Source organism: Mangrovimonas sp. DI 80 (genome assembly GCF_001975575.1).
GTDB classification, from domain to species: domain Bacteria; phylum Bacteroidota; class Bacteroidia; order Flavobacteriales; family Flavobacteriaceae; genus Mangrovimonas_A; species Mangrovimonas_A xylaniphaga.
In genome coordinates this window covers 1,024,471-1,051,213 of sequence record NZ_MSDT01000002.1, presented here as the reverse complement: position 1 = coordinate 1,051,213, position 26,743 = coordinate 1,024,471, and the positions used below count along the sequence as shown (strand labels likewise).

Genomic DNA, 26,743 nt, shown 5'->3' with positions numbered 1-26,743 from the left:
AAGATATTTGAATTAGTTCTTAGGAGGTCAACTCTTTATCGATTAATTTTATAACAATGATAACTTCCAAAAGTTTAAAAACAGTTTGCGCAATGCTCTTCGTGTCCATTTTGGGCTGTGGTTCCGACGATGGCGGAAGCGATAATCCTGATCCTACCCCAGAAGTAGAAGTACTGGATCCCGTAGCCGTTAGCAAAACCAATAGTACCAAAGTGTACATGCATTATATGTCTTGGTTTGAGACCAACGAGAGCAGCGGCAATAACCAATGGGGCTACCATTGGACCATGGCCAACAAAAACCCCAACAATGTGGATGGGACAGGGAAACGGGAAATTGCCTCGCATTTCTATCCATTGATTGGTCCTTACCACTCAGGTGATAAAGATGTCATAGAATACCATTTGTTATTGATGAAATATGCCGGTATCGATGGCGTTTTAATAGACTGGTACGGCCGATATGATGTAAATGACTACAGAATGATTCGCGACAACACCGAAGCCCTAATAGATCTTTTGGATGAAGTAGGCATTAGCTACGCCATAGTTTATGAAGACCGCTTTTTACATGCTATTGTGGACCAAGGAATGGCACCAACTATAGAGAGCGCTGCCAAGTCGGATATGAGTTATATACAAAGTAACTACTTTAACGACGATGCCTACATTCAAATAAATAGCAAACCATTGTTGCTCAATTTTGGCCCCATTACCTTGACTACTCCAGAACAATGGACAGAAACCTTTAGTGTTTTGAACCCTAAACCTAGCTTTTTGACACTATGGTACGAATCGGCAGAGGCTGGCGATAATGCCCAAGGCGAGTTTTCTTGGGTTTATGAAGACAATACCCATCTCACCAATTTTTACAACAACCAATATCCTAATCTAGATTTAGCTTTCGGAAGTGCCTACCCAGGCTTTGACGATTTTTACGAAGAAGGCGGCGCCGAGGCAGGTATCGGTTGGAGCATAGATCATAACAGTGGAGCTACTCTAACTGAAACCTTGTCCTTAGCTACTGGCTCTAATGCTGAATATTTGCAGTTAATAACTTGGAACGATTTTGGAGAAGGCACCATGCTGGAACCCACTCAGGAATTTGGATACAGTTCTTTGGAAAGCATAAAATCCTTTGCAGAGGTTCAAAACCTTCCTAATGTATTCAGCAGCATATATCAGCTGCATACCCTTAGAAAGGCGCATGCCAACAACACCAACATACAAAAACAATTGGATCAAGTATTCTATTATTTCGTGGCTTTGCAGGTGGATGATGCCCTTGCATTGCTACAGGCAATTGAAGACTAAATAACCACTCAATATATCAAAATGAAAAATTACCTCTATACATTTGGCCTCACCCTCTGCAGCTGCGCGCTCATTGTGTCCTGCGCCAAAGAGCAACCAACCTACAAGCTTAGTTCTCCAGACCAAGCAACCACATTAGAGTTTAGCCTCACCGAATCAGGAGCCCCTCAATACAAGGTATCTCATAACGGAACCTCGGTTTTGGAGCCTTCCTTATTGGGATTTGAATTTGAAGACCTGAAAAGCATGACCGATGGTTTTGAAATTATTAGCAGTGAAGAGCATAGCGCCGACACCTCTTGGGAGCAACCTTGGGGTGAATTTAAAACAATCAGAGACCACCACAATGAATTGGTGGTACACCTTAAAGAAACTGAAGGAGAACAACGTTTGATGGACTTAAAATTCCGTTTGTTTGATGATGGACTTGGGTTTAGATATGCCTTTCCAAAGCAAGAACATATGGACAGTGTAAAAATCTCAAACGAATTGACCCAGTTTACCTTTCCACAAAACCATGATGTATGGTGGATTCCTGTGCATGCTGAAAACAGCTACTACGAAAGTCTGTACAAAAAAAGTCCCATGAACACCACCGACACTATCAACACCCCTGCAACATTCGAAACCAAGGACGGACTGTATTTGGCACTTCACGAAGCTAACTTAACAGACTTTGCTTCGATGACCCTATTGAAATCCAAAGACAATCAATATGAAAGTGATTTGGTGCCTTGGGCCAATGGTGTAAAAGTCTATGCCCAAACACCTTTTGAAACGCCATGGAGAACCTTAATTATTGGTGAGCAACCTGGCGATTTGGTGACGTCAACCTTAATGCTCAACCTTAACGAACCTTCTAAAATTGAGGATTTGTCTTGGATCAAACCTTCCAAATACATCGGCATATGGTGGGGAATGCATTTGGATAAATATTCTTGGGGACAAGGAGACAAACACGGCGCCACCACCGAAAACACTAAAAAATACATCGACTTTGCTGCGAAGCATGGTTTAGATGGCGTTTTGGTGGAAGGTTGGAATTTAGGCTGGGATGGCGACTGGACTGCCGATGGAAGAGCATTCAGCTTTACACAGCCTTACCCAGACTTTGATATTGAAGCCATAGGTGAATATGCAGCCATGAACAATGTGCGTTTGATTGGTCATCACGAAACCGCAGGAGCTGCCAAACATTATGAAGACCAATTGGAAGACGCCTTTAAACTTTACAACAGGATTGGTGTGAATGCGGTAAAAACAGGCTATGTAAACAAATATTTAGACAAGAAGGAATGGCACGATGGCCAGTATGGCGTGCGTCACTACCGAAAAGTGATTGAAACTGCAGCCAAATACCATATCATGATCGACAACCATGAACCTGTCAAAGGCACGGGGTTACAACGCACCTACCCCAACTTGATGACCCAAGAAGGCGGAAGAGGCCAAGAGTACAATGCTTGGTCTGCCGATGGCGGCAACCCTCCTGAGCACACTACGATTTTACCATTTACAAGAATGTTATCTGGCCCTATGGACTTTACCCCTGGAAATTTCGACTTCAGTTACGAAACCCCTAACAAAGCCATGGTTCCCACTACTCTTGCAAAACAATTGGCTTTGTACGTTACTATGTTCAGCCCATTGCAAATGGCATCAGACTTACCAGAAAATTACGAAAGCAAACCAGCGTTTCAATTTATAAAGGACGTCCCTGAAATTTGGTCAGAAACTGTGGTGCCAAATGCCGAAATTGGCAAATACGTCACTATGGCTCGCAAGGATTGGAATAGCCTAGATTGGTATTTAGGAGCCATTACCAATGCGGATGCTCGCCAACTACAGGTTCCCTTAACCTTTTTAGATGAAAACACTTCTTATACAGCTCAAATTTATGAAGACGGCGAAGGCGCCAATTACAAAAGCAATCCCTACCCAATTAACATAACTACTAAAACAGTGGACCGAAACACCACTTTAGAATTGAACTTGGCTGCTGGTGGAGGAACCGCCATTAGGTTCACCCCAATAACCGAGTAGTTCATTTGTTTAAATGTTAATTTGAAAGCCATATCACTATCAAAAGGATATGGCTTTTTTTACGGATTCCTTAAAAATCGACATTATTTAATTTGTATTATTGTATATTAACATCAAGGAATTGCCAATTGTGAAATTATATCTCATCCCTCTTTTTGCACTCTGTTATATATTGAATTTGGTAGGCCAAGAGTTGCCTCCCATTGAAATTTATACTCCCACACAATACGGTGCAGAAAACCAAAACTGGGGCATTTCACAAACTTCCGACAAAACCATTTATGTAGCCAATAACAAAGGCCTTTTAGAGTTTGATGGTGCCAAATGGCGTTTATATGCCTCTCCAAACGAAACAGTGATTCGCTCAGTAAAGGTCATTAACGATGTGATTTACACTGGCTGTTATATGGAGTTTGGATACTGGCAAAAAAATTCATTGGGAGCTTTGGAGTACACCTCACTTTCTAAAAACCTTTCCACTCCTTTAATTGAGGACGAACAGTTTTGGAAAATTCTAGCCATAGACAACTGGATTCTCTTTCAATCCCTTAACAGGATTTATGTTTACGACACGACAACTTCTGAATTCAATGTGATTGAATCTAAGGTAGCCGTAACCAAAATGTACAAAGTAGACAATAGCATTTATTACCAAGACATTGGTTTGGGAATTTGCAAGATTGAAAATGGGCAATCAAAAGTAGTGTCGGGCGCCCCTGTAATGACCCAGAATATTGTCGTTAATGTTTATTGGCATAACAATATGCTTTTAGCGGAAACCCAAGACAATGGTTTTTATATCATAGAAAATGGGACAACCAAACAATGGGATATCCCTGCCAACGACCTACTTTCCAAAGTAAGTGTCTATAGCAGCATCCAATTACAAGATGGAAGTTTTGCCCTTGGAACCATTTCCAAAGGAATTATTCATTTAACCAAAGACGGAGAAGCCAATTACATCATTAATCAGCAAAATGGCTTAAGCAACAACACCGTGCTTTCCATGTTTGAGGATATGGAACAGAATATCTGGCTAGGATTGGACAATGGCATCAATTGCGTAAATATTACCTCTCCATTTCGTATTTACAAAGACGAAAATGGCACCTTAGGAACGGTATATGCTTCGGCCATTTTTAAGGGTCTGCTATATTTGGGCACCAACCAAGGACTATTTGCAAAGCCTTTAAATTCTTCCGAGGAATTCACTTTTGTGGAAGGTACCAAAGGTCAGGTTTGGTGTTTGGTTACCCATGACAACTCACTCTTTTGCGGACATAACATTGGCACCTTCATAGTTGAAGGCTACAAAGCCTCCTTAAAAATTCCTATCGATGGTACTTGGGATCTTAAACCTGTCCCAAATCATAACAACTTATTATTTCAAGGAAATTATAACGGCATCAACGTACTCGAAAAAATAAATGGCAATTGGACCTTTAGAAATAAAATTGAAGGTTTCAACAATTCAACTAAGTTCTTTGAAGTTTTGGGCTCCAATGAGTTTTTTGTGGATCACGAGTACAAAGGGGTATATAAAATTACCACAGACAAGGATTACACAAAAGTTCTCAACGTCGAAAAAGTTCCTATTGAACAGGGTATCAATTCAAGTCTCGTTAAGTACAACGGTGAGATTCTGTATGCATATAAAAAGGGAATATTTGCGTACACCCTTGAAAATAAAACCTTTGTAAAAGACACCATTTTAAGCCAAATGTTTAATGAAGAATCCTATACTTCAGGAAAATTAATCTCTGAGAAACTTACCAACACCCTTTGGGGATTCTCAAAAGAAGATATTAGCTTCCTCTCAGAAAGGAATTTCAGCGGCCATCCAAAACTCACAAAAATTGCATTTCCAAATACCTTAAGAAAAGGAATGACCGGCTATGAAAATATAAGTTACATCAACCAAAACAACTACTTATTTGGGTCATCAACAGGCTACACCATTTTAGATCTAGACAAAATTTCCACAAAACAATATGAAATTTCTTTAAACACGGTAAGCAACCAATCCTTAGACTCAGATATCTTTTTTGCAGACAAAACACATACAGGGGAATTCAAAAACAAACAGAACAACCTTGAATTTACCTTTAGCATCCCTGAATTTGACAAATATCTAAAGCCCGAATTCCAGTATCAATTAGAAGGTTTCTATGATCATTGGAGTCCATGGAGTGAATCTTCCTCTGAACTATTTAAAAACCTACCATATGGCACATATACTTTTAAAGTGAGAGGCAAGGTAGGGGATACACTAACGGATAATGTAGCTAGCTACAAATTTACGATTGGCAGACCTTGGTATTTATCAAATTTAGCTTGGGGATTTTATGCTATTTGCCTTATTTTACTGTCTTTACTACTTCATAACGTTTATAGGAACTACTACAAAAAGCAACAACAGAAACTGTTAAAAGAGGCGGAACATGAACTTGAATTGAAAGAGCTTGAAAATGAACAGCAACTCATGCAATTTCAAAATGAAAAGCTACAGCAGGATATTGAAAACAAAAATCGGGAATTGGCCATCTCCACTATGAGCCTCATCAAGAAAAACGAATTCCTGAATGGCATTAAAAACGAACTCAAAAATTCAAAAGAAGACAAGAGCATTAAATCGGTAATTCGTATTATTGACAAAAACCTCAACAATAAGGAGGATTGGAAATTCTTCGAGGAAGCATTTAACAATGCTGACAAAGACTTTTTAAACAAGATCAAAGACAAACACCCATCCCTTACACCTAACGATTTAAAACTTTGCGCTTATTTAAGGCTCAACCTTTCATCCAAAGAAATTGCCCCCTTGTTAAATATTTCTGCAAAAAGCGTGGAAGTAAAGCGTTACAGACTTCGAAAAAAAATGGATTTACCGCACGAAGCTAGCTTAACAAATTACATTTTGGAAATATAGAGCCTATACAAAGCTTAAAATTACCTATACACTACCACTACACAGACTGATTTTCAGCATCTAGAAAACGTTTTCGCAACAAAAACACTCTACCTAAAAGCCTTTATACACAAGGACTTTATTGTCATATTCTCATAAAAACACCAACATTTTTAAATTGTATGTTTTTTGTTGTGGTCTATTTTAAGGATTTCACACTGTATTATAATAAGTTTACCTTACTAAAAGCTAATTCTATGATTTCAAAACTTATTTCAACGACACTTTTCCTTTTAGTGTCGACATTGGCATTCTCCCAGAATGTCAATGTTACTGGAACGGTATCTGACACAGACGCCCTACCGTTACCAGGTGTCAATATCATTATTAAGAATACCAGCAAAGGAATAACCACAGATTTTGACGGTAATTTCCTTTTGGAAAATGTCCCTATCAATTCCATTTTGGTGTTTTCCTATGTAGGTTACCAAACCCAGGAAATTGTCATTACAGAAAGTACAACTTTAAATGTCATACTTCAGGTAGACACCGAAACTCTAGATGAGGTGGTAGTGGTAGGATACGGAACCCAAAAACTGAGCAAGGTATCTGGTTCTGTAGCCACAGTAAAAGAAGAAGCGGTAGAGCAACTCAAGCCAGTTCGAGTTGAAGAAGCCCTTCAATCCAATGCTGCCGGTGTCAATATTATTTCCAGTGGCTCACCTGGAGCGGGTCCCGCAATAGCCATTAGAGGAGTTGTTTCCAACAGCGGAAGCAGTCCTTTGGTAGTTATCGATGGTATTCAGCAAACTTTGGCGGATTTAAACTCCCTTAACCCTTCCGATGTCGCTTCCATTAGCGTCCTTAAAGATGCTGCCTTGGCTGCCATCTACGGAGTAAAAGGAGGAAATGGGGTTATTGTAGTAACCACTAAATCTGGATCCAAATATGGAAAAACCACTTTTAACTTCGATTCGTATTATGGAGTTCAAGAAGTTACCAAAACCATTGACGTCCTTAATGCCAGCGAATATGCGGCAATTCTAAATGAAGCCAGTGCCAATGCTGGAGAGGGCATTATATTTCCGGATATTTCCCAATTTGGGGTAGGCACCAATTGGCAGGATGAAGTGCTTCGCACAGCTCCAATTGAAACCTACAACATTTCTGCCGCAGGAGGTGGGGAAAAAGTAGATTACTATGTTTCTGCAGGATATTTAAGTCAAGAAGGTGTTGTAGGCGGTGGTGACAAATCGTTTTTTGACCGATTGACCTTGGCCAATAGATTGAATGCCGACCTTTCGGACAAATTCAAACTTCTTCTAAATACCAATTACACCAATATAAAAGGTAAGGGGCTGGCAGAAAACAGTGTGAACAGTGTACTAGCCAATGCTTTGAACTTTGACCCAACTGTTCCTGTATACAATGAAAATGGCGACTACAGCATCAGTAATACCATTACTCAGGAAATCGTAAACCCACTAGCTCAAATTGCAAACACCTTTAATGAAAGTAATACCAACAAACTTTTTGGTAAAATTGAATTGCAGTATGATCTCCTAGACAACTTAAAAGTAACCTCTCGCTTAGGTTATACCTATGTAGATATTTACAACAAAAATTTCTCTCCTTTTGTATTCTATGGGGTTGGACATAACGCTACAAATGCAAATCCAGATTTATCCCCAATTGTAACTGTTGATGCAGAAACAGGTGAAGAAACTAGAACACACAACAGAGTAAGCGAGTCTAAGACCAATTACTTCAATTATACGTACGAACTGTTTGCGAACTACAATTTCATGATTAATGAAAACCACAATTTTGAAACGGTTCTAGGAATGTCACTTCAACGTGACAAAGGCGAAAACATCACCGCAAATGCACAGGATATCCCATTCAATTCATGGACCTACGCCGATGTTAGTTCAGCTACAGGGGATGCCGAATCACAGACCTCAAGTTCTTGGCAATATGTAAAACGTAACCTATCCTACTTTGGACGTGTCAATTACGACTATAAAGGAAAATACCTATTATCCTTTACAGGGCGTGTGGATGGTTCCACTGTATTTGGAAAGAACAATAAGTTCGGATTTTTCCCTTCAGGATCTCTTGGTTGGGTTATTTCAAACGAAGACTTTTACAGTTCCAACACTTTCGACTACCTAAAAATTAGAGGAAGTTATGGTACCGTAGGAAGTGACAATATCCCGAACCAATTCTCAAGAATCTCTACGTTCCCAAAATATGTGTTTGATGGAAATATCATTAGTGGTGCCACTTTAGGTACCATTCCAAACGAGGATGTATCCTGGGAAAAACAAATACAGATCAATGCCGGTTTTGATTTAAGAGTGTTCAATAACTCATTATCGCTTACCGCGGATTACTATCAAAAAACTACTGACGATTTACTTTTTGACCCTACGCCTTCCCTATATTTGGGTTCAATCACGGCACCGCCTGCCAATATTGGAAAGTCCAAAACCAACGGGGTTGACCTTTCCTTGGGTTATAACAATAGTTTTTCAGAAAACTTCTCCTTTAGTACCAGCGTAAACTTTACAACGGTTAGCACCAATGTTGAAGAAGTTAGTAATGACAGTAAGTTTATATGGGGATCTGGTTACGGTATTCCTTATACAAACATTACCCGCTTTGAAGAAGGCTTTACCCCATGGTATTTCTTTGGCTACCAAACAGACGGAATTTTCCAAAACCAATCAGAAGTTGATGCTCATGCAACTCAAGATGGTGCACAACCTGGAGATATCCGCTACAAAGATGTTAATGGAGACGGTGTCATCAACGATAGTGACCGTACAAAAATTGGAGATCCTTTCCCTGATTTTACCATTGGATGGAACTTGTCATTCAACTTTAAAAACATAGACTTCAACGTGTCCACGTTTGCTTCCGTAGGCAACGATATTTATCGTGCTTATGAAAGAAACCTAAACTACACCAACAGATTTGCTGCCACTTTAGATAGATGGACGGGAGAAGGTACAAGCAATAGCGAGCCTAGAGTAACTTTTGTAGACACCAATAACAACCGTAGGGCTTCAGACAGATATATTGAAGACGGAAGCTATTTCAGAGTGAAAAACATCCAATTGGGGTACACACTGCCTCAATCCGTATACGACCAAACTGGTTTGAGCAGTGTTCGTCTCTATGCGCAGGTTAAAAATGCCTTTACATTTACCGACTATTCAGGTTACGATCCTGAAATATCTGCCGGTTCTTTTTCTGATACAGGAATTGACCGAGGAACCTATCCAATCCCACGAATTTGGGCCATGGGTGTAAATGTTAAATTTTAAAAAATGAATACTATGAAATATCTAAATAAAATTCTCGTGATAAGTACCGCACTTTTAACAGTTAATGCCTGCACAAATTACGTCGATTTTGAACCATCCGAAACACATGAAATTGTTGCCGGGGTATACTTTCAGTCCAAAGGCGATTACGAAGCTATTCTTACAGGATGTTACGACCCACTGCAATGGCTTTACCTCAACACGTTGATTGGGGACATTGCTACAGGAAACTCCCTATGCGGTGGAGAAAGTGCCACCGACGTTATAGGATTACAGCAAATAGACGATTATACTCACAATCCAAATAACGACAACCTAACCTCTATTTGGCAATGGTGTTACGAAGGTGTGAACCGCGTGAATTATTTGGAAGAAAACAAAGCCAAGCTAGATTTCGAAGGCAAGGATGCCATTTACGGTCAAGCCTATTTCTTAAGAGCATACTATTATTTTGAGTTAGTTAAGTTTTTTGGAGACGTTCCTTTATTTACAGAGCGCAGACTCGACGGTACAGATTCAGGAACGCTTCAAAGAACATCTAAAGAAGAGGTGTATGCTCAAATAGAAAACGATCTATTGGAAGCCGTTAACAGCCTTCCAACCACCCAAAATCAAGCAGGACGTATCAATAAATATGCAGCACAGGCACTTTTGGGAAAAGTATACCTGTTTCAGGATAAATTCCAGGAAGCGGCCTCAATGCTACAAAATGTAATTGGCGTGTACAGCTTAGTTCCGGATTATGAAAGTCAATTTTTAAAGTCTGGAGAAAATGGTCCCGAATCCGTATTTGAAATTCAATATTCCAATGAATCAGAATGGTACGATTGGGGATGCCCAACCTGTGGTGAAGGAAACTTCGGTATCATCCACAATGGACCAAGAGCTTACTCTGGACCTCAATTTGCCTCTGGGTGGAGCTTTAATGTTCCTACTGCAGCGCTTTACAATTCTTTTGATGAAGGAGATACCCGTCGCGATGCTTCCATCCTAAATATTGTAGCGTTTTCTGAAGAAACCGGTGCTTCCTACGCTGAAGGTTATGAACATACAGGATACTTCAATAGAAAGTACATTCCTAGAGCTGGTGAAAGTGGGGCACAAACAGAATTGAACTACCTCACCAACTATAGAGCGATCCGTTACGCCGACGTGTTGTTAATGGCCGCCGAAGCGAATGCCAGAGGTAACATCAATGAGGATTTGGCCAGACAATACTTAAATCAAGTGAGAGAACGTGCCTTTGGAAATTCAGACCATAATATTTCAAGTTCAGGAACTGCTCTGGTACAAGCCATTTGGGCCGAACGGAATTTGGAACTTTCCATGGAAGGCCATCACTTTTTTGATTTGGTAAGAACGGGGCAGGCAGCTACCGAAATAGAAGGCTTTGTTTCTGGCAAACATGATGTATTTCCTGTGCCGCAACGTGAAATTGATATTTCAGGATTAACCCAAAACCCACAATACTAAAATTGAATCATATGAAAAATATTAAATACATAGCTTCCATTTGTCTGATAGCATTGTTGGTGTTTGCCTGTAGCAATGATGATGACAACGCAGATTTTGTAAACTCTGCCGTAGCACCTTCCAATGTCTCGGCGGCTTTTAATGTTACCCAAGACAATACAGGCTTGGTAACGATTACGCCAACCGGGCAAGGCGCCGTAGCTTTTGATGTGCATTTTGGAGATACTACCGAAGAGCCTACTACCCTCACAGCAGGAGAAAGCGTTGAACACATCTATGCAGAAGGCACTTATAACGTACAATTAGTTGCCTACGGCATTACAGGTCTGGAAACCGAAGCGTCCCAAAGTTTGGTAGTTTCCTTTAATCCTCCTGAAAATTTAATGGTAACCATTGAAAATGATCTAGCGGTTTCCAAACAAGTCAACGTCTCAGCAACGGCAGATTTTGGAATCACCTATGATGTCTATTTTGGAGAACCTGGAGTTACAGACCCTGTAAGTGGCAATATGGGTGAGACCGTTTCCTACGTTTATCAAGAAGCTGGCACCTATACCATTACCGTAGTAGCCATGAGTGCAGCCATTGAAACAACCACCTATACAGAAGAATTTACAGTAACCGAAATTCTACAACCTATCAACTCGGCACCTGCTCAACCATCGCGATATGAATCGGATTATATTTCAATTTTTGCAGGAGCCTACACCAATGTTGCCGGAACTGATTACAATCCTGATTGGGGTCAATCTGGACAAGGTAGCAGTTATGCCATGTTCAACTTAAATGGTGACGAAATGCTGCAGTACATCAATCTTAGCTATCAAGGTATTCAGTTTGGAGAAACGGTAGACGCTTCCCAAATGGAGTATTTGCATATTGATGTTTGGACTGCCGATGTAGACCAAATACAAATATTCCCAATTAGCTTAGGTACGGGAGAACAACAGGTTACCCAAGATTTAACTCCAGACCAATGGAACAGTTTCGACATTCCACTTTCGGCATTTACCGATCAAGGATTATCTATGGCAGACTTACACCAATTTAAATTTGTTGGAGAGCCATGGGCCGGAGGAACTGTATTTATAGACAATCTTTATTTCTGGAAAGCACCTGCAGCAGCTTCTGGAATTGAAGGCATTTGGCAATTGGCACCAGAAGCAGGAGCCTTGATGGTTGGCCCTAACCCTGGTAGTGGAGATTGGTGGTCCAACGATGCACAAGTAGTAGCTGACCGTGCCTGTTTCTTCGACGATAAATATGTATTCTCCCTGGGAGGCACTTTCAATAATGTATTGGATGGAGAAACTTGGATTGAACCTTGGCAAGGAATGGATCCTGAAGCCTGTGGTGCGCCTGTGGCCCCACACGATGGTTCCAATCCTGCTACCTTTACATACAATGAAGGAGATGGCACTTTAACATTGAATGGAACTGGTGCTTATCTAGGCCTTCCTAAGGCCAATAACGATGGCGAACTTCCCAATGTAGCCATGCCGAGTTCCGTCACTTACGACATTAAACTTTTAGACAACAACAATACCATGATTGTGAGTATTGAAGCTGGTTCAGGAGTTTTCTGGACCTACAAACTGGTGCGTTACATTTCTCCAATCGTTGGGTCTTGGCAAATGGCTCCTGAAGCAGGATCCCTTATGGTTGGACCAACTGCTGGAAGTGGCGATTGGTGGTCAATTGATGCGCAGGCAGTATCAGACAGAGCTTGTTATTATGATGATGTATATCTCTTTACATCAGACGGTTCGTTTAGCAATATACTTGGAGATGAAACTTGGGTAGAAGGCTGGCAAGGTGCCGATCCTGAAGGCTGTGCTGCGCCTGTAGCACCTCATGATGGATCAAACAGTGCTTCCTTTGATTATGATGAAGCTGCAGGAACATTAACACTAAATGGTTCTGGAGCGTATTTGGGACTTCCAAAAGCCAATAACGATGGAGAGCTTCCTAATGTGGCCGTTCCAAGTGCCATTACCTACAATGTTACCCTTACAGATAATGACATGACCATGACCGTCAGCATTGAAGCGGGATCAGGCGTATTCTGGACCTATAAATTGATTAAGCAATAAAAATAAACAAGATGAAACATTTAAAATATATCATTGGATTATTACTTGTTGGCTTCTTTACCTTCTTTAGTTGTGAGGAAGAAGACTACGAATTTGGAGATATCATAACTCCTTCTAATCTGCAGATTACTGCCAATATTGTTGGCCAAGATGCCGATAATCCTTACGGGGATGGAAGCGGAAATGTCAACTTTTCGGCAAATGCAGACAATGCCATTACTTATCAATATGTTTACAACGGTTCAGAATCGTTGGCTCCTAGCGGAGAAAAGACCTACAGTTTTGGCAACACAGGAGTACATACCTACACCGTAACTGTTTTGGCTTTTGGAACTGGAGGCGCCACCACCAGTGCTACTGTAGAAGTGGAAGTTTTAGCGCTTTATGCACCTCCAGCAGATTTACTGACCATGTTGACCAACGACAGTTCTAGAACTTGGCGATTGAAAGCTGAAGCAGCAGGGCACTTTGGTGTAGGGCCAGCCGATGGAACCAGTCCAGTTTGGTGGGCAGCCGCTCCTTATGACAAGGAAGGATTGGGAGCCTACGACGATCGCTTTATTTTTAATATCGATGGTACATTCACACACATAACCAATGGTACCGGATACGGAAAAGCAGCACCTCTTGACCAAGATTTTGGAGTTGCTGGACAAACCCCTAATGCCGATGACGAATACGTTAACTACCCTCTAGATGATTATTCCGAGTCATGGGCACTGAGTGCTCCTGGAGGACAGGAAACCTTGACTTTCTCAAATGTAGGATACCATGGATTTTACGTTGGTGGCGATCATAGCTATGCCATTCTAGAACGTTCAGCCAATGAAATGACAATTAAAACAGTAGGATCTGATGGCAACGGTTGGTTTGCCATCTTAATCGCTGAAGACTAGACACAACAAATTGATTTTAAAATGAAACAGACTATGTTAAATATATGTCTTAGTTTGCTTTGTGCCTTTTCCATATCATGTTCCAGTGGAAGTGACGATTCACAACCCACTGGAGATGATGATGGAGGCATTGTGCCAATTATTCCTTCGGCTTTGGTATTAAATATTACCAAAGTTGGAGCTAGCGAACAATTTCCCAACGGGGATGGTTCCGGCACCATTCAATGTACAGCCTCGGCAATAGATGCCGTGAGTTACGGCTTCCGTTTTGGAAATGGAGAGGAAATACCAAGTACCGATGGCACTATGGAATTCACCTATACCAATCCCGGCACCAACAATTACACTATCTATGTTTTTGCTTATTCCAGCACCAATCACAATATCAGCACCTCAGAAAGCATCTCTCTTTATGTAGACGATTCCGTGCAATTGGTTTGGTCTGATGAATTTGATGTCAACGGCGCGCCTGATACCTCCAAATGGGGCTACAATATTGGAACGGGACAAAGCGGTTGGGGAAACAATGAGTCGCAATATTATACCGATAGAGCGGACAATGCTATTGTTGAAAATGGGGTGTTAAAAATCATTGCCAAACGTGAAAACTATCAAGGATCAGAATTCACCTCAGCACGATTGTTGACCAAGGATAAATTTGAATTCACCCACGGTAAAGTTGAAATTCGCGCCAAACTTCCAGAAGGAGGAGGTACTTGGCCTGCACTATGGCTATTGGGTGCCAATATAGATGGGGTGGGATGGCCAGCCTGTGGCGAAACCGACATTATGGAACATGTTGGCAACAACCAAGGCTATATACAAAGTGCCATACATACTCCTTCTAGTTTTGGGAACACTTCCAATTTAGGCGGACAGCAAGTCGCTAATGTTTCTAGTGAATTTCATACCTACGAGCTAGAATGGACTTCTGAGAAAATGGTGTTTTCGGTGGACGGCAATGTGCATTACACCTATCAACCAAGTAATAAAAATGACCAAACCTGGCCATTTGATTTAGATCAATTTATCATTATGAATGTTGCCATGGGAGGAAATCTAGGCGGTACTATAGACCCCAATTTTATGGAATCCACCATGGAAGTAGACTATGTAAGGGTATACCAATAATAAGCACATGAAAACACGGTTAAATTATGTTTGGGGCTATGCCCTAGCGGTACTTTTTTGTGCCTGCGGAAATACAAACGACACTGAAAAATCAGCTGATACCAATGTTGCATCTCAACAAGGACTCAATCCTGATATTGAAAGAAAAGTAGACTCTCTTCTCTCACTTATGACCCTTGAAGAAAAAATTGGTCAGATGAATCAATATACTGGATTTTGGGAGGTTACGGGCCCCACCCCTAGCGAAGGGAATCAAGCCTTAAAATACGAACACCTTAAAAAAGGATGGGTAGGCTCCATGCTGAATGTTACGGGAGCCAAAGAGGTGACGGCCCTACAAAAAATTGCGGTTGAAGAAACCCGCTTGGGAATTCCATTGATCATTGGGTTTGATGTGGTACACGGCTATAAAACGGTTAGTCCCATTCCTTTGGCCGAAGCTGCCAGCTGGGATTTGGAAGCCATCCAACGTTCAGCCGAAGTAGCCGCCAAAGAAGCAGCTGCCTCAGGAATAAACTGGACCTTTGCCCCAATGGTAGACATTTCTAGAGATGCCAGATGGGGACGTGTAATGGAAGGCGCCGGGGAAGACCCCTTTCTTGGCAGTAAAATTGCAACCGCTAGAGTACAAGGATTTCAGGGAGATGACCTTTCTGCAAACAGTACCATTGCTGCCTGTGCCAAACATTTTGCTGCCTATGGCTTTCCCGAATCCGGAAAAGACTACAATACTGCAGACTTAGGAACCTCTACTTTGTACAACATTGTACTTCCCCCTTTCAAAGCAGCCAATGATGCTGGCGCAAGAACCTTTATGAATTCTTTTAATGAACTCAATAGTATTCCTGCCACTGGAGATGCTTTTCTTCAACGTCAAATTTTAAAAGGCGATTGGAACTTTAATGGCTTTGTAGTGTCCGATTGGGGCTCCATTGGTGAAATGATTGCCCATGGTTATGCCAAAAACGGAAAAGAAGCCGCCAAGATTGCGGCCAATGCAGGCTCCGACATGGATATGGAATCCCATTTATATGTAGAACACCTTTCACAATTGGTAAAAGATGGAGACGTGAAAGAAGCCTATATTGATGATGCTGCGAGACGTATTTTAAGAGTAAAATATGAATTGGGATTGTTTGAGGATCCTTACAAATATTCCAACGAAACCAACGAAGCCAATTTAGTGGGGAGTGCAGAAATAGAGGAAGCGGTTTTGGATATGGCAAAAAAATCTATTGTGCTTCTTAAAAATGACAAACAATTGCTTCCCCTTAAAAAAGAAGGCCTTAATATTGCCTTAATTGGAGCTCTTGCGAAAGACAAAACAAGTCCTTTAGGAAATTGGCGATTAGGAGCAAAAAACGGAACAGCCGTATCCCTTTTAGAAGGACTTCAGGCTTACAAAGGAAATACCATCACCTATGTACAAGGTCCCAATTTTGTTGAAAACGACATTGCCTTTTCTCGCCAGTTAGAATTTAACATCTCCAATAAAAAAGGTATAGAGGAAGCTGTATCGGCTGCAAAAAATGCCGATGTGGTACTAATGGCTTTAGGGGAACATGCTATGCAAACAGGAGAAGGACGAAGTCAAGCCAATATTGAAATGGATCCATTACAACAAGAATTATTGGAAGCGGTTTACAAGACCAATCCTAATGTTGTTTTGGTATTAAGTAACGGACGTCCTTTAGCCATTAACTGGGCCAACGAGAACATCCCTACCATTTTGGAAACTTGGCATTTGGGAACCCAAAGCGGAAATGCCATTGCCAAAGTACTGTATGGTGATTATAACCCAAGCGGGAAGTTGCCAATGACCTTTCCTAGAAATGTAGGACAAGTACCAATTTACTACAACTACAAAAGCTCAGGTAGACCTAATGAGCCGTCTCCAGGAGAAGTGTTTTGGTCGCATTATACAGATGAAAGCAATACGCCTTTGTACCCATTTGGATATGGCTTAAGTTATACATCTTTTGAGTATGGCAACCTACAAGTTTCGAATGTTGAAAATAATAGCGTAAAGGTTTCAGTTACCGTAACCAATACGGGGGCATATTCTGGAAAAGAAGTGGCGCAGTTGTATATCCATGATTTGTTTGCAAGTGTCACCCGCCCAATAAAAGAATTGAAAGGTTTTGAAATGATTTCCTTAGAACCGGGAACTTCCCAAACCGTAACCTTCACTTTAACTGAAAAAGAGTTAGGTTTCTACGATAACCAAGGGAAATACATTGTAGAGCCAGGAGATTTTAAAGTGTTTGTTGGAGGAAGTTCAGCAAGTGGTCTAGAATCTGAATTCACAATAAATTAATCCATTCCAATAACTAACTAAATGGAGAATCTAGAGGGAATACCGTTATGGTGTTCCCTTTATTTTATAGTACTCCCCTCCTTTTAACCAAGCATCTTTAAGTGCTTTTTTGGAAGTATCAGTAAATTTATAACCTTCTCCCTCCGAATAACTTAGAACTACACTCCCCTTTAGTTCCATGATTTCTCCTTCACGCTCAACTTTTATGGTCATGGGCGCTCCTTCTTGAAGATCATAGCCCATCATCAAGGTTTTTTGAAGATTACTACTATCAAATTCGGTTCCATTCATTTCCAACAGAATATCTCCTTGTTCAATTCCCATGGCATTGAAAAATGCATTTTTATCATCAGGAACCACAGCTATAATCTTCCCACTAATTTGGTCCAAACCGATATAGGGCTTACCTCCCTTAAGAAACACCAAAGGGTCTGCGACAGGCATTTTCGCTCGGGTAATTCCCATTCTACTCAAATACGCATCATAATCGATAGGCGAACCATTTACTATGTAATCGTTGATAAACTCGCCTACTTGCGGATACGTTAGTTTTACAAACACAGGGATTAGCTCCTCATCATCAAAGGCTTTGCCTGGACCATACATTTTGGCCAATTCGGCCATGACATCCATAAGACTACGCTCGCCATTGGACTGCTCCCGAATGATAATATCCAAACACATGCCCATCAACGCTCCCTTTTGGTATACATTGGCATACTGTACCTGCATTTTACCATCCAAAACATTTTTGCTCATTTCGATAAAGGACAAATGGTCGTTATAGCGGTAGGATATTTTTATCTTTTTCATCATAGTGGCTAAAAACGTAGCCTCATCTATCAATCCTTCGTACACCTGAAAATGTTGGGCAAAATATTCTGTAACACCTTCATACATCCATAAATGCTCCGACATTTTAGGATCGTTAAAATCGAAATATTGAATTTCTTTGGAATGGATGTGCAGTGGTGTTAGTGTATGGAAAAACTCATGGGAAATAACATCTACCAGATCATTGCTCTTCATGGTTTCTAGGAATACGCCCACCGTAGAATAGTTGTGTTCCAAGGCTCCAATACCCTTGGCATCATCTTTTTCAAAAGATGTTATATAATTTAACACGGCATATTTTTTGGTGTTGTTGGCCTCGTCCATATAGTTTTTTTGAGCCACGATAATCTTTTTTAAATCCGGCAAAAAGACTTTTGATGTGATGCTAGTATTTTTAGGCGAATACATGCTCAACAGCACCTCCATATCATTGTAGTTGAAAGTTGATACATCTGGAGCTGCATACATAATTGGAGAATCTACCAATTCAGCAAAGCGTGAGGTATAAAAACTATCTACATCATTTTTGGGATTTTGGTCCACAAGGGCACTGCTTCCCAATAAATTCTCAGGATGAGTTACGGTTACTTGATAAGGATACTCCAACATTTCCGAGAAATACCCCACAAAACCACTCATATTAAGAACGAAGTTTTTATCGGCTAAAATGTTAGTTCCTGCTGGAGAAAAAATGGTCTCGGAGTCTGCCGACACGAAATGCGAAACCCCTTCATTGTCAAAAGTATCATCCACCAAATAAGTGATATGATGTAGTTTTTTGGCGTCCTTGATTTCCCAAGAGTTAACATCCTTCTTTGTAACTTCCAATACATTTCCTTTGGAATCGAAAGCCTTAACTTCTGAAATATAGCGCCCATAATCCGCTATAGCATAAGTACCAGGGATAATTTTCGCCATATAATAGGTCACCTCTGAACTGCCTATTGCAGGAGGCGTTACGGTAACCTTTACTTGATCGTTGGTAACATTTACCAGATCTACGCCTACTTTTATTGCTGAAGGCGCCTTTGTAGTTTCCTTGGTTGTTCCACAGGACCACATTAGGGCCGAAAAGCCCACGACACACCATAACTTTAGTTTCATTGGGAGAAATATTAGTTTGTGTTGAAAGATACCGATTAATTCCCAATTACTTATTCCTACGTACGAAAAAACCCTTTCCGTAAACGAAAAGGGTTCATCGAATTAAAACAACTGCTGATTTTATTCAGCTAACATAAGTGCACCAAGTTCATGATAAAAGAAATCCTGTTCATCATTCATTGATACAAATAAGCCTTTTGGATATTTAGCTCCTAATGGTATGGTGGTTACATCGCAACCATCGGTTTCCTTAGTTCCCAAATTGATCGTTTTCACATAAGTGTTATCGTTACGCTTGAAAATATTGAAGCTGTGATCCTGTTGGTTGGACACTATCAAAAAGCCCTCTCCATTATCAAAAGTAGCAATGGCAATACCTTCGATATCTTCCTTGAAATGTTCACCACCAAAAAGCGCTATCTCTTCATCTCCTTTTGATGGGTTAGCATGATATTTTCTAATCCCAACACCTTCATCGGAATAGTATACATACCCAAGGGCATCGTCTACCGCGATGGCTTCGATTTCCTTTTGACCACTAAACGTCCCGAACTTTCTCAACAACGTAGCTGATACGCCCAAAGAATCTGCTGTTAAACCATATTGATGTAGATACCCTTCTTTAGGTCCGCTTTTACGGCTCACAATAAATGATATCTCTGCTGTTTCTGGATTCTTGTATACAGACACTCCCATAGGGCGCTTCATTTCAATATCGGTTTCATCTTCAAACACCTTAAAACCACCATTGTCCAATTCAGTCATGTCTGGCACGGAAAACACACGTACTTGGTGCTTCTCCCTTTCCGTAAACACAAGGATATCTGTAGCTGTAGAATCATTTAACTTAAAACCGTATTCCACATCCACATTGTTAGGATAACTGATGCCTACAATGCTTTTTTCTGGAATGATTTTTCCGTCCAAATCAAAAGCATACACACCGCCATTGGTTTCATTTTTATCGGTTCCGAAAACAATACTCTTTGCAGGATCGTTTGGGTTGATCCAAATAGCTGGATCGTCACTATCATGTGGTGTTTTTTCCGTTACTAAAGTTGGAGCAATCACAGGTAAAGACTCCTTACACCCCATCAATGCTAGGGCACAAACTAAACTTAATATATTCTTCATTCCTTATTTCTTAAACAGGTCGTATTTCAATCCGAAAGTTAAACGCTTTTCATAGTATTCCATCTGCATCGTTCTTCCTTTAGAACCTTGGAAGTAGCGTAATGGTTGGTTGGTGATATTATTCAAATCAACATACAAACTCAAGTTTTTGGTAATAGCAGCTGTTGCATTGAAGTCTACGAACAATTGCTCATCATAGTAACGATCTTCAAAAGCACGTCCACCGATTTCATCGATATAAGAATCTGAATAGTTAGCAGACAAACGTACACTAAAATATTTCCCGTTATATCCCAAAGATCCGTTGAACATGTTTGGAGCCGTGTTAGGCAAATCCAAATCTGTACGCTCTTCTCCATCTTCATTGAAAATACCATCAGCATCCGACTTCAAATAAGTGTAGTTTAAATAGATGTTGAAGTTTTTAGCAAAGCCTGGCAAGAAATCCAAACGACGTTGCAAAGACACCTCAGCACCAAATACGCTTGCTCCATCTCCATTTAAAGGCTGATAGATTTCATATCCGTTAGCATCCTCCGTTTGTCTTGTGTATACAAATTTATCGATGTTTTTATAGAACACACCTCCAGAGATGATTCCCACAGATTTAAAATAATGCTCGGCCATGACATCGAAGTTCATGGATGTGGTTGGATCCAGTTCTGAATTTCCTAAGAAGATTTCTTCATCCTCGTTGTTCACTTCCATATAAGGTACTAAGTCCACATAATTTGGACGCGCCAAAGTGTTGGTCCAAGCAGCTCTTAACACCGTATTGTCCCCAAATCCGTACTTTAAATGTACACTTGGCAATACATTAGTATAGTTGTTTTTATCTTTAAGAACATTGGTTCCTGCAAAATCACCTTCTTCATCAAAAATGATTTCATTTCCTTCACTCTCAATAGCCGTGTGCTCTACTCTTGCTCCAAACAATACACTGAACTTACTTGAAAAGTTCTGGCTCATCATGGCATATCCCGCATATACATTTTCATTGACGTCGAAGTTGGCAGTTAGGTATTCCTCTGGCAAGTCTTCTCCTTCAAAAAGGTTGGTATCGTATAAGCTCAAACCTCCCAAAAAGCTTGGATTAACAAACGACCCTACTTGGTATTGGGCACCAGCCAAGAAATCTGAATCTGAATAGTTTCTCGTTGGCACATCACCTAAGAAATCGTAGTCACTTCCTTCTGGGCTGAATTCTGTAAAATCGTTGTCTCTATTTTTATTCTTTAATCTGGTTTTCCCTCCAAACTTCAAGAAGCCTTCCTCTTCCGCGATAAAGCTTAACGGTACTTGAGCATTCACGAAAAAGTTAATATCCTGCTCTTCTGTGTATTGATTTTCCTCTGATAATTCATCAAATTCGAAAAGTGCAAAATCAGCATCGCCAGCATCTACTGGAGAAAATAATGGCTTATCCTCATTTCCATTAAATGTCACGGCATACTCACTCTCGTAAGTCATATAACGCTCGTTTAGACGCTCTTCAGAAGCTTTGGAATACGATGCCAACCAGTCAATTTTCCAGTTGTTCAACAAATGATCTCCACTTAAGCTATAGTTTTGCATGCGCTGGTCTTCCAAACGTGCATTTTGGTTACGACCACCAGAGATCCCTCCTTTGGTTTGACGTTTTGCCTCTACAGGGAAGCTTGTTAAGTTGCCATTGCTATCTACTGTGAAATCACCCAATTCAATATCTTCTCCATCCAAAATTTCATTTTCCAAACGGAATCTGTTTTCACGGTCATCTCTCCAGTTGTAGATGGACTTGAAATAAAGTGTGTTGTTTTGATCTAATTTATAGTCAAAATTGGCAGAGAAACTTCTACGAACACGCTGTACCAAGTACTCTCTAATTTCAAATACACTGGCATAAGGATTTACATCAACCTCTTCCAAGTTATCCTCATCACCATTGTTGAATTCAAATTCATCTTCCCACTCTGCTTCTACGTTATCACTACCAAAATCATTGTCGTTGATCGAGGCTGCTATCATCCAACCCAACTTATCGTTTTTAGAACGGTCTCCAACCAAAAAGGATCCGTTTAGAATTCTTTTATCGGTAATGAAGTTGATACCAGACCCAGCAGTAGCTGACAATCTGAACCCTTGCGGCGAAGATCTTGTAATCAAGTTCACCGATCCACCCAAAGCATCTCCATCCATATCAGGAGTTACAGCCTTGTTTACCTCAATGGTTTGGATCATGTCCGAAGGAATCAAGTCCATTTGTACATTTCTATTGTCACCCTCTGCCGAAGGAATTCTACTTCCGTTTAAGGTTACAGAGTTCAATTGCGGCGACAAACCTCTTACAATAATATTACGTGCCTCCCCTTGGTCTACCTGCATCGTGATACCAGGAATACGCTTTACAGCATCCCCGATATTGGCATCTGGGAATTTCCCAATTTGATCGGTAGATACAATATTGGTAATGTTGGTTTTGTTCTTCTGGGTGTTCAAGGCTCTTGCTTGACCACTTAAACCGTACCCGGTTACCAATACCTCATCCAATTCGGTGTTTTTAGAGGTTAAGGTAAAATCAAGAATCACGGTTCCTCCAGGGACAACAGTGGCCTCTTTGCTGATATCGGAATATCCCAAATATTTCACCGTTACAGTATGGGTTCCCTCAGGAACTTCCAAAAGGGTATAGGCTCCGTCAAAATCGGAAACAGCTCCCTTTTTTAAACTGTCAATTGCCACGGTGGCTCCTGGGACGCTCAATCCATTGTCATCTGTAATGACCCCGCGGATAATACCATTTTGTGCCAAAAGTGCATTTGAACCAAATACTAAAAGACACCAAATAAATAAACTTTTGAGTAGTTTCATTTCTGTTTGTTATATAGATTAGTTGAGAGCAAAACTATATTTAGAGCTTGGATTAGAGCTAAAATTAGCGTTAACAAAACGTAACAACCCTCTGGTTTTAGGCTATATAACAAGGCAACATTAACATTGTGGTAACATACGGGTAAACCTTAGGAAAACTCACTAGAGTTGTAAGAGAAATGCCTGTAAATCGTCTTTGGAATCTAAGGGTAATTTTTTACGCATTCTATACCGTGCTATTCTCACACTGTCAGGAGTTATCCTTAAAATGGAGGCTATTTCCTTTGAAGACAAATTAAGACGCAACAGCATACATAAACGCAATTCGGCAGGTGATAATGGTTCAACGGCAAAAGCATTCAAATCTTGGAAAAATTGTGGATGGATCTGTTCAAAATACCCGGTGAATTCGGTCCACTCATTTTCTTTGGAAAGGTCAAAATCGATTTCCTTTACCAAAGCTTCCAACTTCGAAGCTACCATTGTTTGGTTCCTTCCTTTTAAATTAGACAAGGTTCGGGAAATGTTTTCCAACATTTTATTTTTATTGGACAAATGCAAGCTATAGTTGGTTAATGCCGAAAGTTTAAATTCTATTTCCCTTTGCAAGGAAGCTTCCTCCGCTGTCTTTCTGTCTAAATCGGCCTGTAAAATCCGTTGCTTGTATACACTTATTTTAGCCTCTTGTTGCTTCTTCTTTTTGAAATAGATAAACCATCCTGAAAGTCCCAAGAGAATAAAAACACTCGTGAGGGTCATAATATTTTGTCGAATGCTTTGGATTTCATTTCGTTGATTCAACAGAGCCACTTGCGCTTCCTTTTCCTTCACTTCGTACAGCACCTGAAGTGCCCCCACCTGTTCTGTATTTTTACGTTGGATTTCTTGTTCGTTGAGATCGGCATGGGCTTCCATGAATTCAAAGGCCTGTCGGAAATTGCCAAGTTCCGCATACACTTTAGCCATATCCTTCAAGGCACTTTCCTCTTGATGGGTATTGCCTGTACTTTTGGCCAACTCCAAAGCCTGTTGGGTATACTCCATCCCCTTTTCAAACTCTCCGTTTTTTCGTTTGATATCCCCTAGGTTATTGATAATGTTCACCTGAACACTCAAGGGACTGTGCAGTGCATAATTCCTTGCTTTCGTGAAGTATTCATAAGCTCTGTCAAAATCCTCCAAATCCTCATAAATACTTCCCATATTTTCAAAGGTAACCGCCAAACCTGTACTGTCACCTAATTTCTCAAATAAGGCAAGACTTTGGCGCTGATACTCCAGGGCCTCATCATAATCAGATTCCTTTTCGGCAACACCACCCAACAAACCTATCGCTGTAGCCTTTCCTTTTTCAAACTGCAAGGCCTCGGCTAGATTTAAGCTTTCAACTAAATGAATTTTGGAAGGTCCGTACTTTTTTAAGGACAAATGCAACGCTCCCAATTTGTTATTTATGTAAACTGATAAGGTATCTTGAGTTGTTTGAACCTCCAAAGCTTCGTGATAGTGCTTCAAGGCTTCATTGGCAATTCCTAAACTTCCATAAAAATCGGCCATTTTAATATGGGCCTTTACAATTCCTAATTCGTCCTGAAGATTTTCTGATTTCTGGAGTTGTGCTTTAAAATCCTTAAAAATGGAATCTACAGAGTGATTTTTAAGACTACTTTCTTGGGCATGTACCTGACAACCCAAAAAGAAATAAAGTATAAAGATATTGGTAATTGAAGGAAGGGCTTTGGCAATTTTCATCATCATTAACATGTAAAACAACCAAAGGAACGGTTTGCATGTTACTTAATGTTGATGCAAATGTTAAATGACTGCAAATAAAAATCCCCACCTGTAATAGGTAGGGATTTTTTAGAAGATATGAGAATTGTTTCTTAAGCTTCGAAAGGCTCAATAGAAACAAAAGATTTTCCACCTTTTCTTTTCTCAAATTTAACGATACCATCTACTTTAGCATGTAAAGTGTGGTCTTTTCCAGCATACACATTCTCACCAGGATTGTGTGCAGTACCTCTTTGTCTAACGATAATGTTTCCAGCTACAGCAGCTTGACCACCAAAAATCTTAACACCTAAGCGTTTCGATTCTGATTCTCTACCGTTTTTCGAACTTCCGACTCCTTTTTTATGTGCCATTTTATTTCGATTTTATGTTTTGTTATTAACTTAAAGCAGCGATTAATTCAGCTTTCTTCATAGTAGAATATCCTGAAACATCTTTTGCTTTCGCCATTTCTCTTAATTCAGCAACAGTTAAAGCGCTTAAATCTTGAGACGCTTCAGCCTTAGGAGCTGCTACTTTTTTCTCAGCTTTTGCAGCTGGCTTAGCACCAGAAGCAACAATACTTTCAATAACAATCTCTGTTAAAGCTTGTCTGTGACCATTCTTAACACGGTAACCTTTTCTACGTTTCTTTTTGAAAACGATTACTTTGTCACCTTTAAGGTGCTTTAAAACTTTTGCTCCTACTTGAGCTCCGTCTATAGCTGGGGCGCCAACAGTAATGTTCTTTCCGTCACCAATTAGAAGTACATTATCAAAAGATACTGCATTTCCTTCTTCAGTAGCTAAACGGTGAACAAACACTTTTTGGTCTTTTTCAACTTTAAATTGTTGCCCTGCTATCTCTACAATTGCGTACATAGCGTTACGTTTAAATTAAAATGTTTATTAAAAAATGAGTGCAAATATACTCCTAAATAATTAATCTACAAACCTTTTATACGTTTTGAGGCGTATTATAGCTTTTTTTGAAGATTTGCATGAAGGATAAGGTAAGAACAATGCTTGAAGTTAAGCCCTCTATAAGGATGATAAACACCAGAATTCCAGGCCCTGCACCGTAGTTCCCGAACCACTCCCCGAGCAGGTATTTTGTAAATTCAGGATCTATGTGATACATGTAAACCGCCATAAAACCGGTAAAAATTAGGGTCCCCACAACCCCTGACATCAACCCCGTTTTAAAACCATCTATATAGGTAAAAGCTTCTTCTGAGGCAAGTTTGTAGTTTTTAATAGCGTAGTAAATGCCGGCCGCCATGATAATTCCGTTAAAAAGTCGTAGCCAAGGATTTTGATGTAGCCCAACCAGGCGTACCAATAAAAAATAAGCCGTCAAACCAACCGCAATAATAATTCCGAATTTTACGGAAACAGAAAAAGGTGTCTTCATAATCCAATCCATTAAAAATCAACCACCTTTAAATTTCGTGAAAATTTATGTATTAATATAATTTTTATAATACTTTTTACATAATTGCTATACAAAGCCAACTTTGATTTCTATTTTTGCAAGGAGTG

The 26,743-nt window shown here is 40.2% G+C and carries 16 protein-coding genes; 9 read left to right on the top strand and 7 right to left on the bottom strand.

The genetic code is table 11. From position 1 onward, the window contains the following. Positions 1 to 56 precede the first annotated feature (56 nt). From BKM32_RS05200 to bglX, 9 genes are all read left to right on the top strand, one after another. Entirely contained in the window at positions 57 to 1,313 is a 1,257-nt protein-coding gene (locus BKM32_RS05200) for a glycoside hydrolase family 71/99-like protein (RefSeq protein WP_076662824.1), read from the top strand. Positions 1,314 to 1,334: 21 nt separating this feature from the next. Next, positions 1,335 to 3,356: a glycoside hydrolase family 97 protein gene (locus BKM32_RS05195; protein WP_076662823.1), complete on the top strand. Its 2,022-nt coding sequence runs from the start codon at positions 1,335 to 1,337 to the stop codon at positions 3,354 to 3,356. Positions 3,357 to 3,456: 100 nt separating this feature from the next. Next, entirely contained in the window at positions 3,457 to 6,285 is a 2,829-nt protein-coding gene (locus BKM32_RS05190) for a triple tyrosine motif-containing protein (RefSeq protein ID WP_253187418.1), read from the top strand. A gap of 236 nt (positions 6,286 to 6,521) precedes the next feature. Further along, positions 6,522 to 9,596 carry a TonB-dependent receptor gene (locus BKM32_RS05185; protein WP_076663060.1) on the top strand — a complete coding sequence of 1,025 codons (3,075 nt, stop codon included), beginning with the start codon at positions 6,522 to 6,524 and terminating at the stop codon, positions 9,594 to 9,596. 12 nt (positions 9,597 to 9,608) lie between these two features. Beyond that, the gene (locus tag BKM32_RS05180; protein WP_123812064.1) at positions 9,609 to 11,069 is read left to right on the top strand and encodes a RagB/SusD family nutrient uptake outer membrane protein; all 1,461 of its coding nucleotides are present in this window, start codon (positions 9,609 to 9,611) and stop codon (positions 11,067 to 11,069) included. Between the two features lie 11 nt (positions 11,070 to 11,080). Next, positions 11,081 to 13,162, top strand: a complete 2,082-nt coding sequence (locus tag BKM32_RS05175) for a PKD domain-containing protein (RefSeq protein WP_076662821.1) — start codon at positions 11,081 to 11,083, stop codon at positions 13,160 to 13,162. An 11-nt stretch (positions 13,163 to 13,173) separates the two neighbouring features. Continuing rightward, positions 13,174 to 14,058, top strand: a complete 885-nt coding sequence (locus tag BKM32_RS05170) for a hypothetical protein (protein ID WP_076662820.1) — start codon at positions 13,174 to 13,176, stop codon at positions 14,056 to 14,058. A 21-nt stretch (positions 14,059 to 14,079) separates the two neighbouring features. Further along, a complete protein-coding gene (locus BKM32_RS05165; RefSeq protein ID WP_076662819.1) occupies positions 14,080 to 15,189 on the top strand; it encodes a family 16 glycosylhydrolase in 1,110 nt (369 codons plus the stop codon). A 7-nt stretch (positions 15,190 to 15,196) separates the two neighbouring features. Next, positions 15,197 to 17,506 carry a beta-glucosidase BglX gene (bglX, locus tag BKM32_RS05160; RefSeq protein WP_076662818.1) on the top strand — a complete coding sequence of 770 codons (2,310 nt, stop codon included), beginning with the start codon at positions 15,197 to 15,199 and terminating at the stop codon, positions 17,504 to 17,506. Positions 17,507 to 17,551: 45 nt separating this feature from the next. On the opposite strand, the gene BKM32_RS05155 is transcribed toward bglX, so the two are convergent. The 7 genes from BKM32_RS05155 to BKM32_RS05125 all read right to left on the bottom strand — a co-directional run bounded on the left by BKM32_RS05155 (position 17,552) and on the right by BKM32_RS05125 (position 26,615). Continuing rightward, a complete protein-coding gene (locus BKM32_RS05155) occupies positions 17,552 to 19,444 on the bottom strand; it encodes a hypothetical protein (protein ID WP_076662817.1) in 1,893 nt (630 codons plus the stop codon). Between the two features lie 120 nt (positions 19,445 to 19,564). Continuing rightward, positions 19,565 to 20,578, bottom strand: coding sequence for a phytase (locus BKM32_RS05150; RefSeq protein WP_076662816.1), 1,014 nt, complete (start codon positions 20,576 to 20,578; stop codon positions 19,565 to 19,567). Positions 20,579 to 20,581: 3 nt separating this feature from the next. Further along, positions 20,582 to 23,428, bottom strand: a complete 2,847-nt coding sequence (locus BKM32_RS05145) for a TonB-dependent receptor (RefSeq protein WP_083702092.1) — start codon at positions 23,426 to 23,428, stop codon at positions 20,582 to 20,584. Between the two features lie 162 nt (positions 23,429 to 23,590). Beyond that, a complete protein-coding gene (locus tag BKM32_RS05140; RefSeq protein WP_083702091.1) occupies positions 23,591 to 25,192 on the bottom strand; it encodes a transcriptional regulator in 1,602 nt (533 codons plus the stop codon). A gap of 122 nt (positions 25,193 to 25,314) precedes the next feature. Next, positions 25,315 to 25,575: a 50S ribosomal protein L27 gene (gene rpmA / locus BKM32_RS05135; RefSeq protein ID WP_053976751.1), complete on the bottom strand. Its 261-nt coding sequence runs from the start codon at positions 25,573 to 25,575 to the stop codon at positions 25,315 to 25,317. A 25-nt stretch (positions 25,576 to 25,600) separates the two neighbouring features. Continuing rightward, entirely contained in the window at positions 25,601 to 26,083 is a 483-nt protein-coding gene (rplU, locus tag BKM32_RS05130; RefSeq protein WP_076662814.1) for a 50S ribosomal protein L21, read from the bottom strand. A gap of 76 nt (positions 26,084 to 26,159) precedes the next feature. Next, on the bottom strand, positions 26,160 to 26,615 hold the full coding sequence (locus BKM32_RS05125) for a DUF4199 domain-containing protein (RefSeq protein ID WP_053977098.1): 456 nt from the start codon (positions 26,613 to 26,615) through the stop codon (positions 26,160 to 26,162). Positions 26,616 to 26,743: the final 128 nt, after the last annotated feature.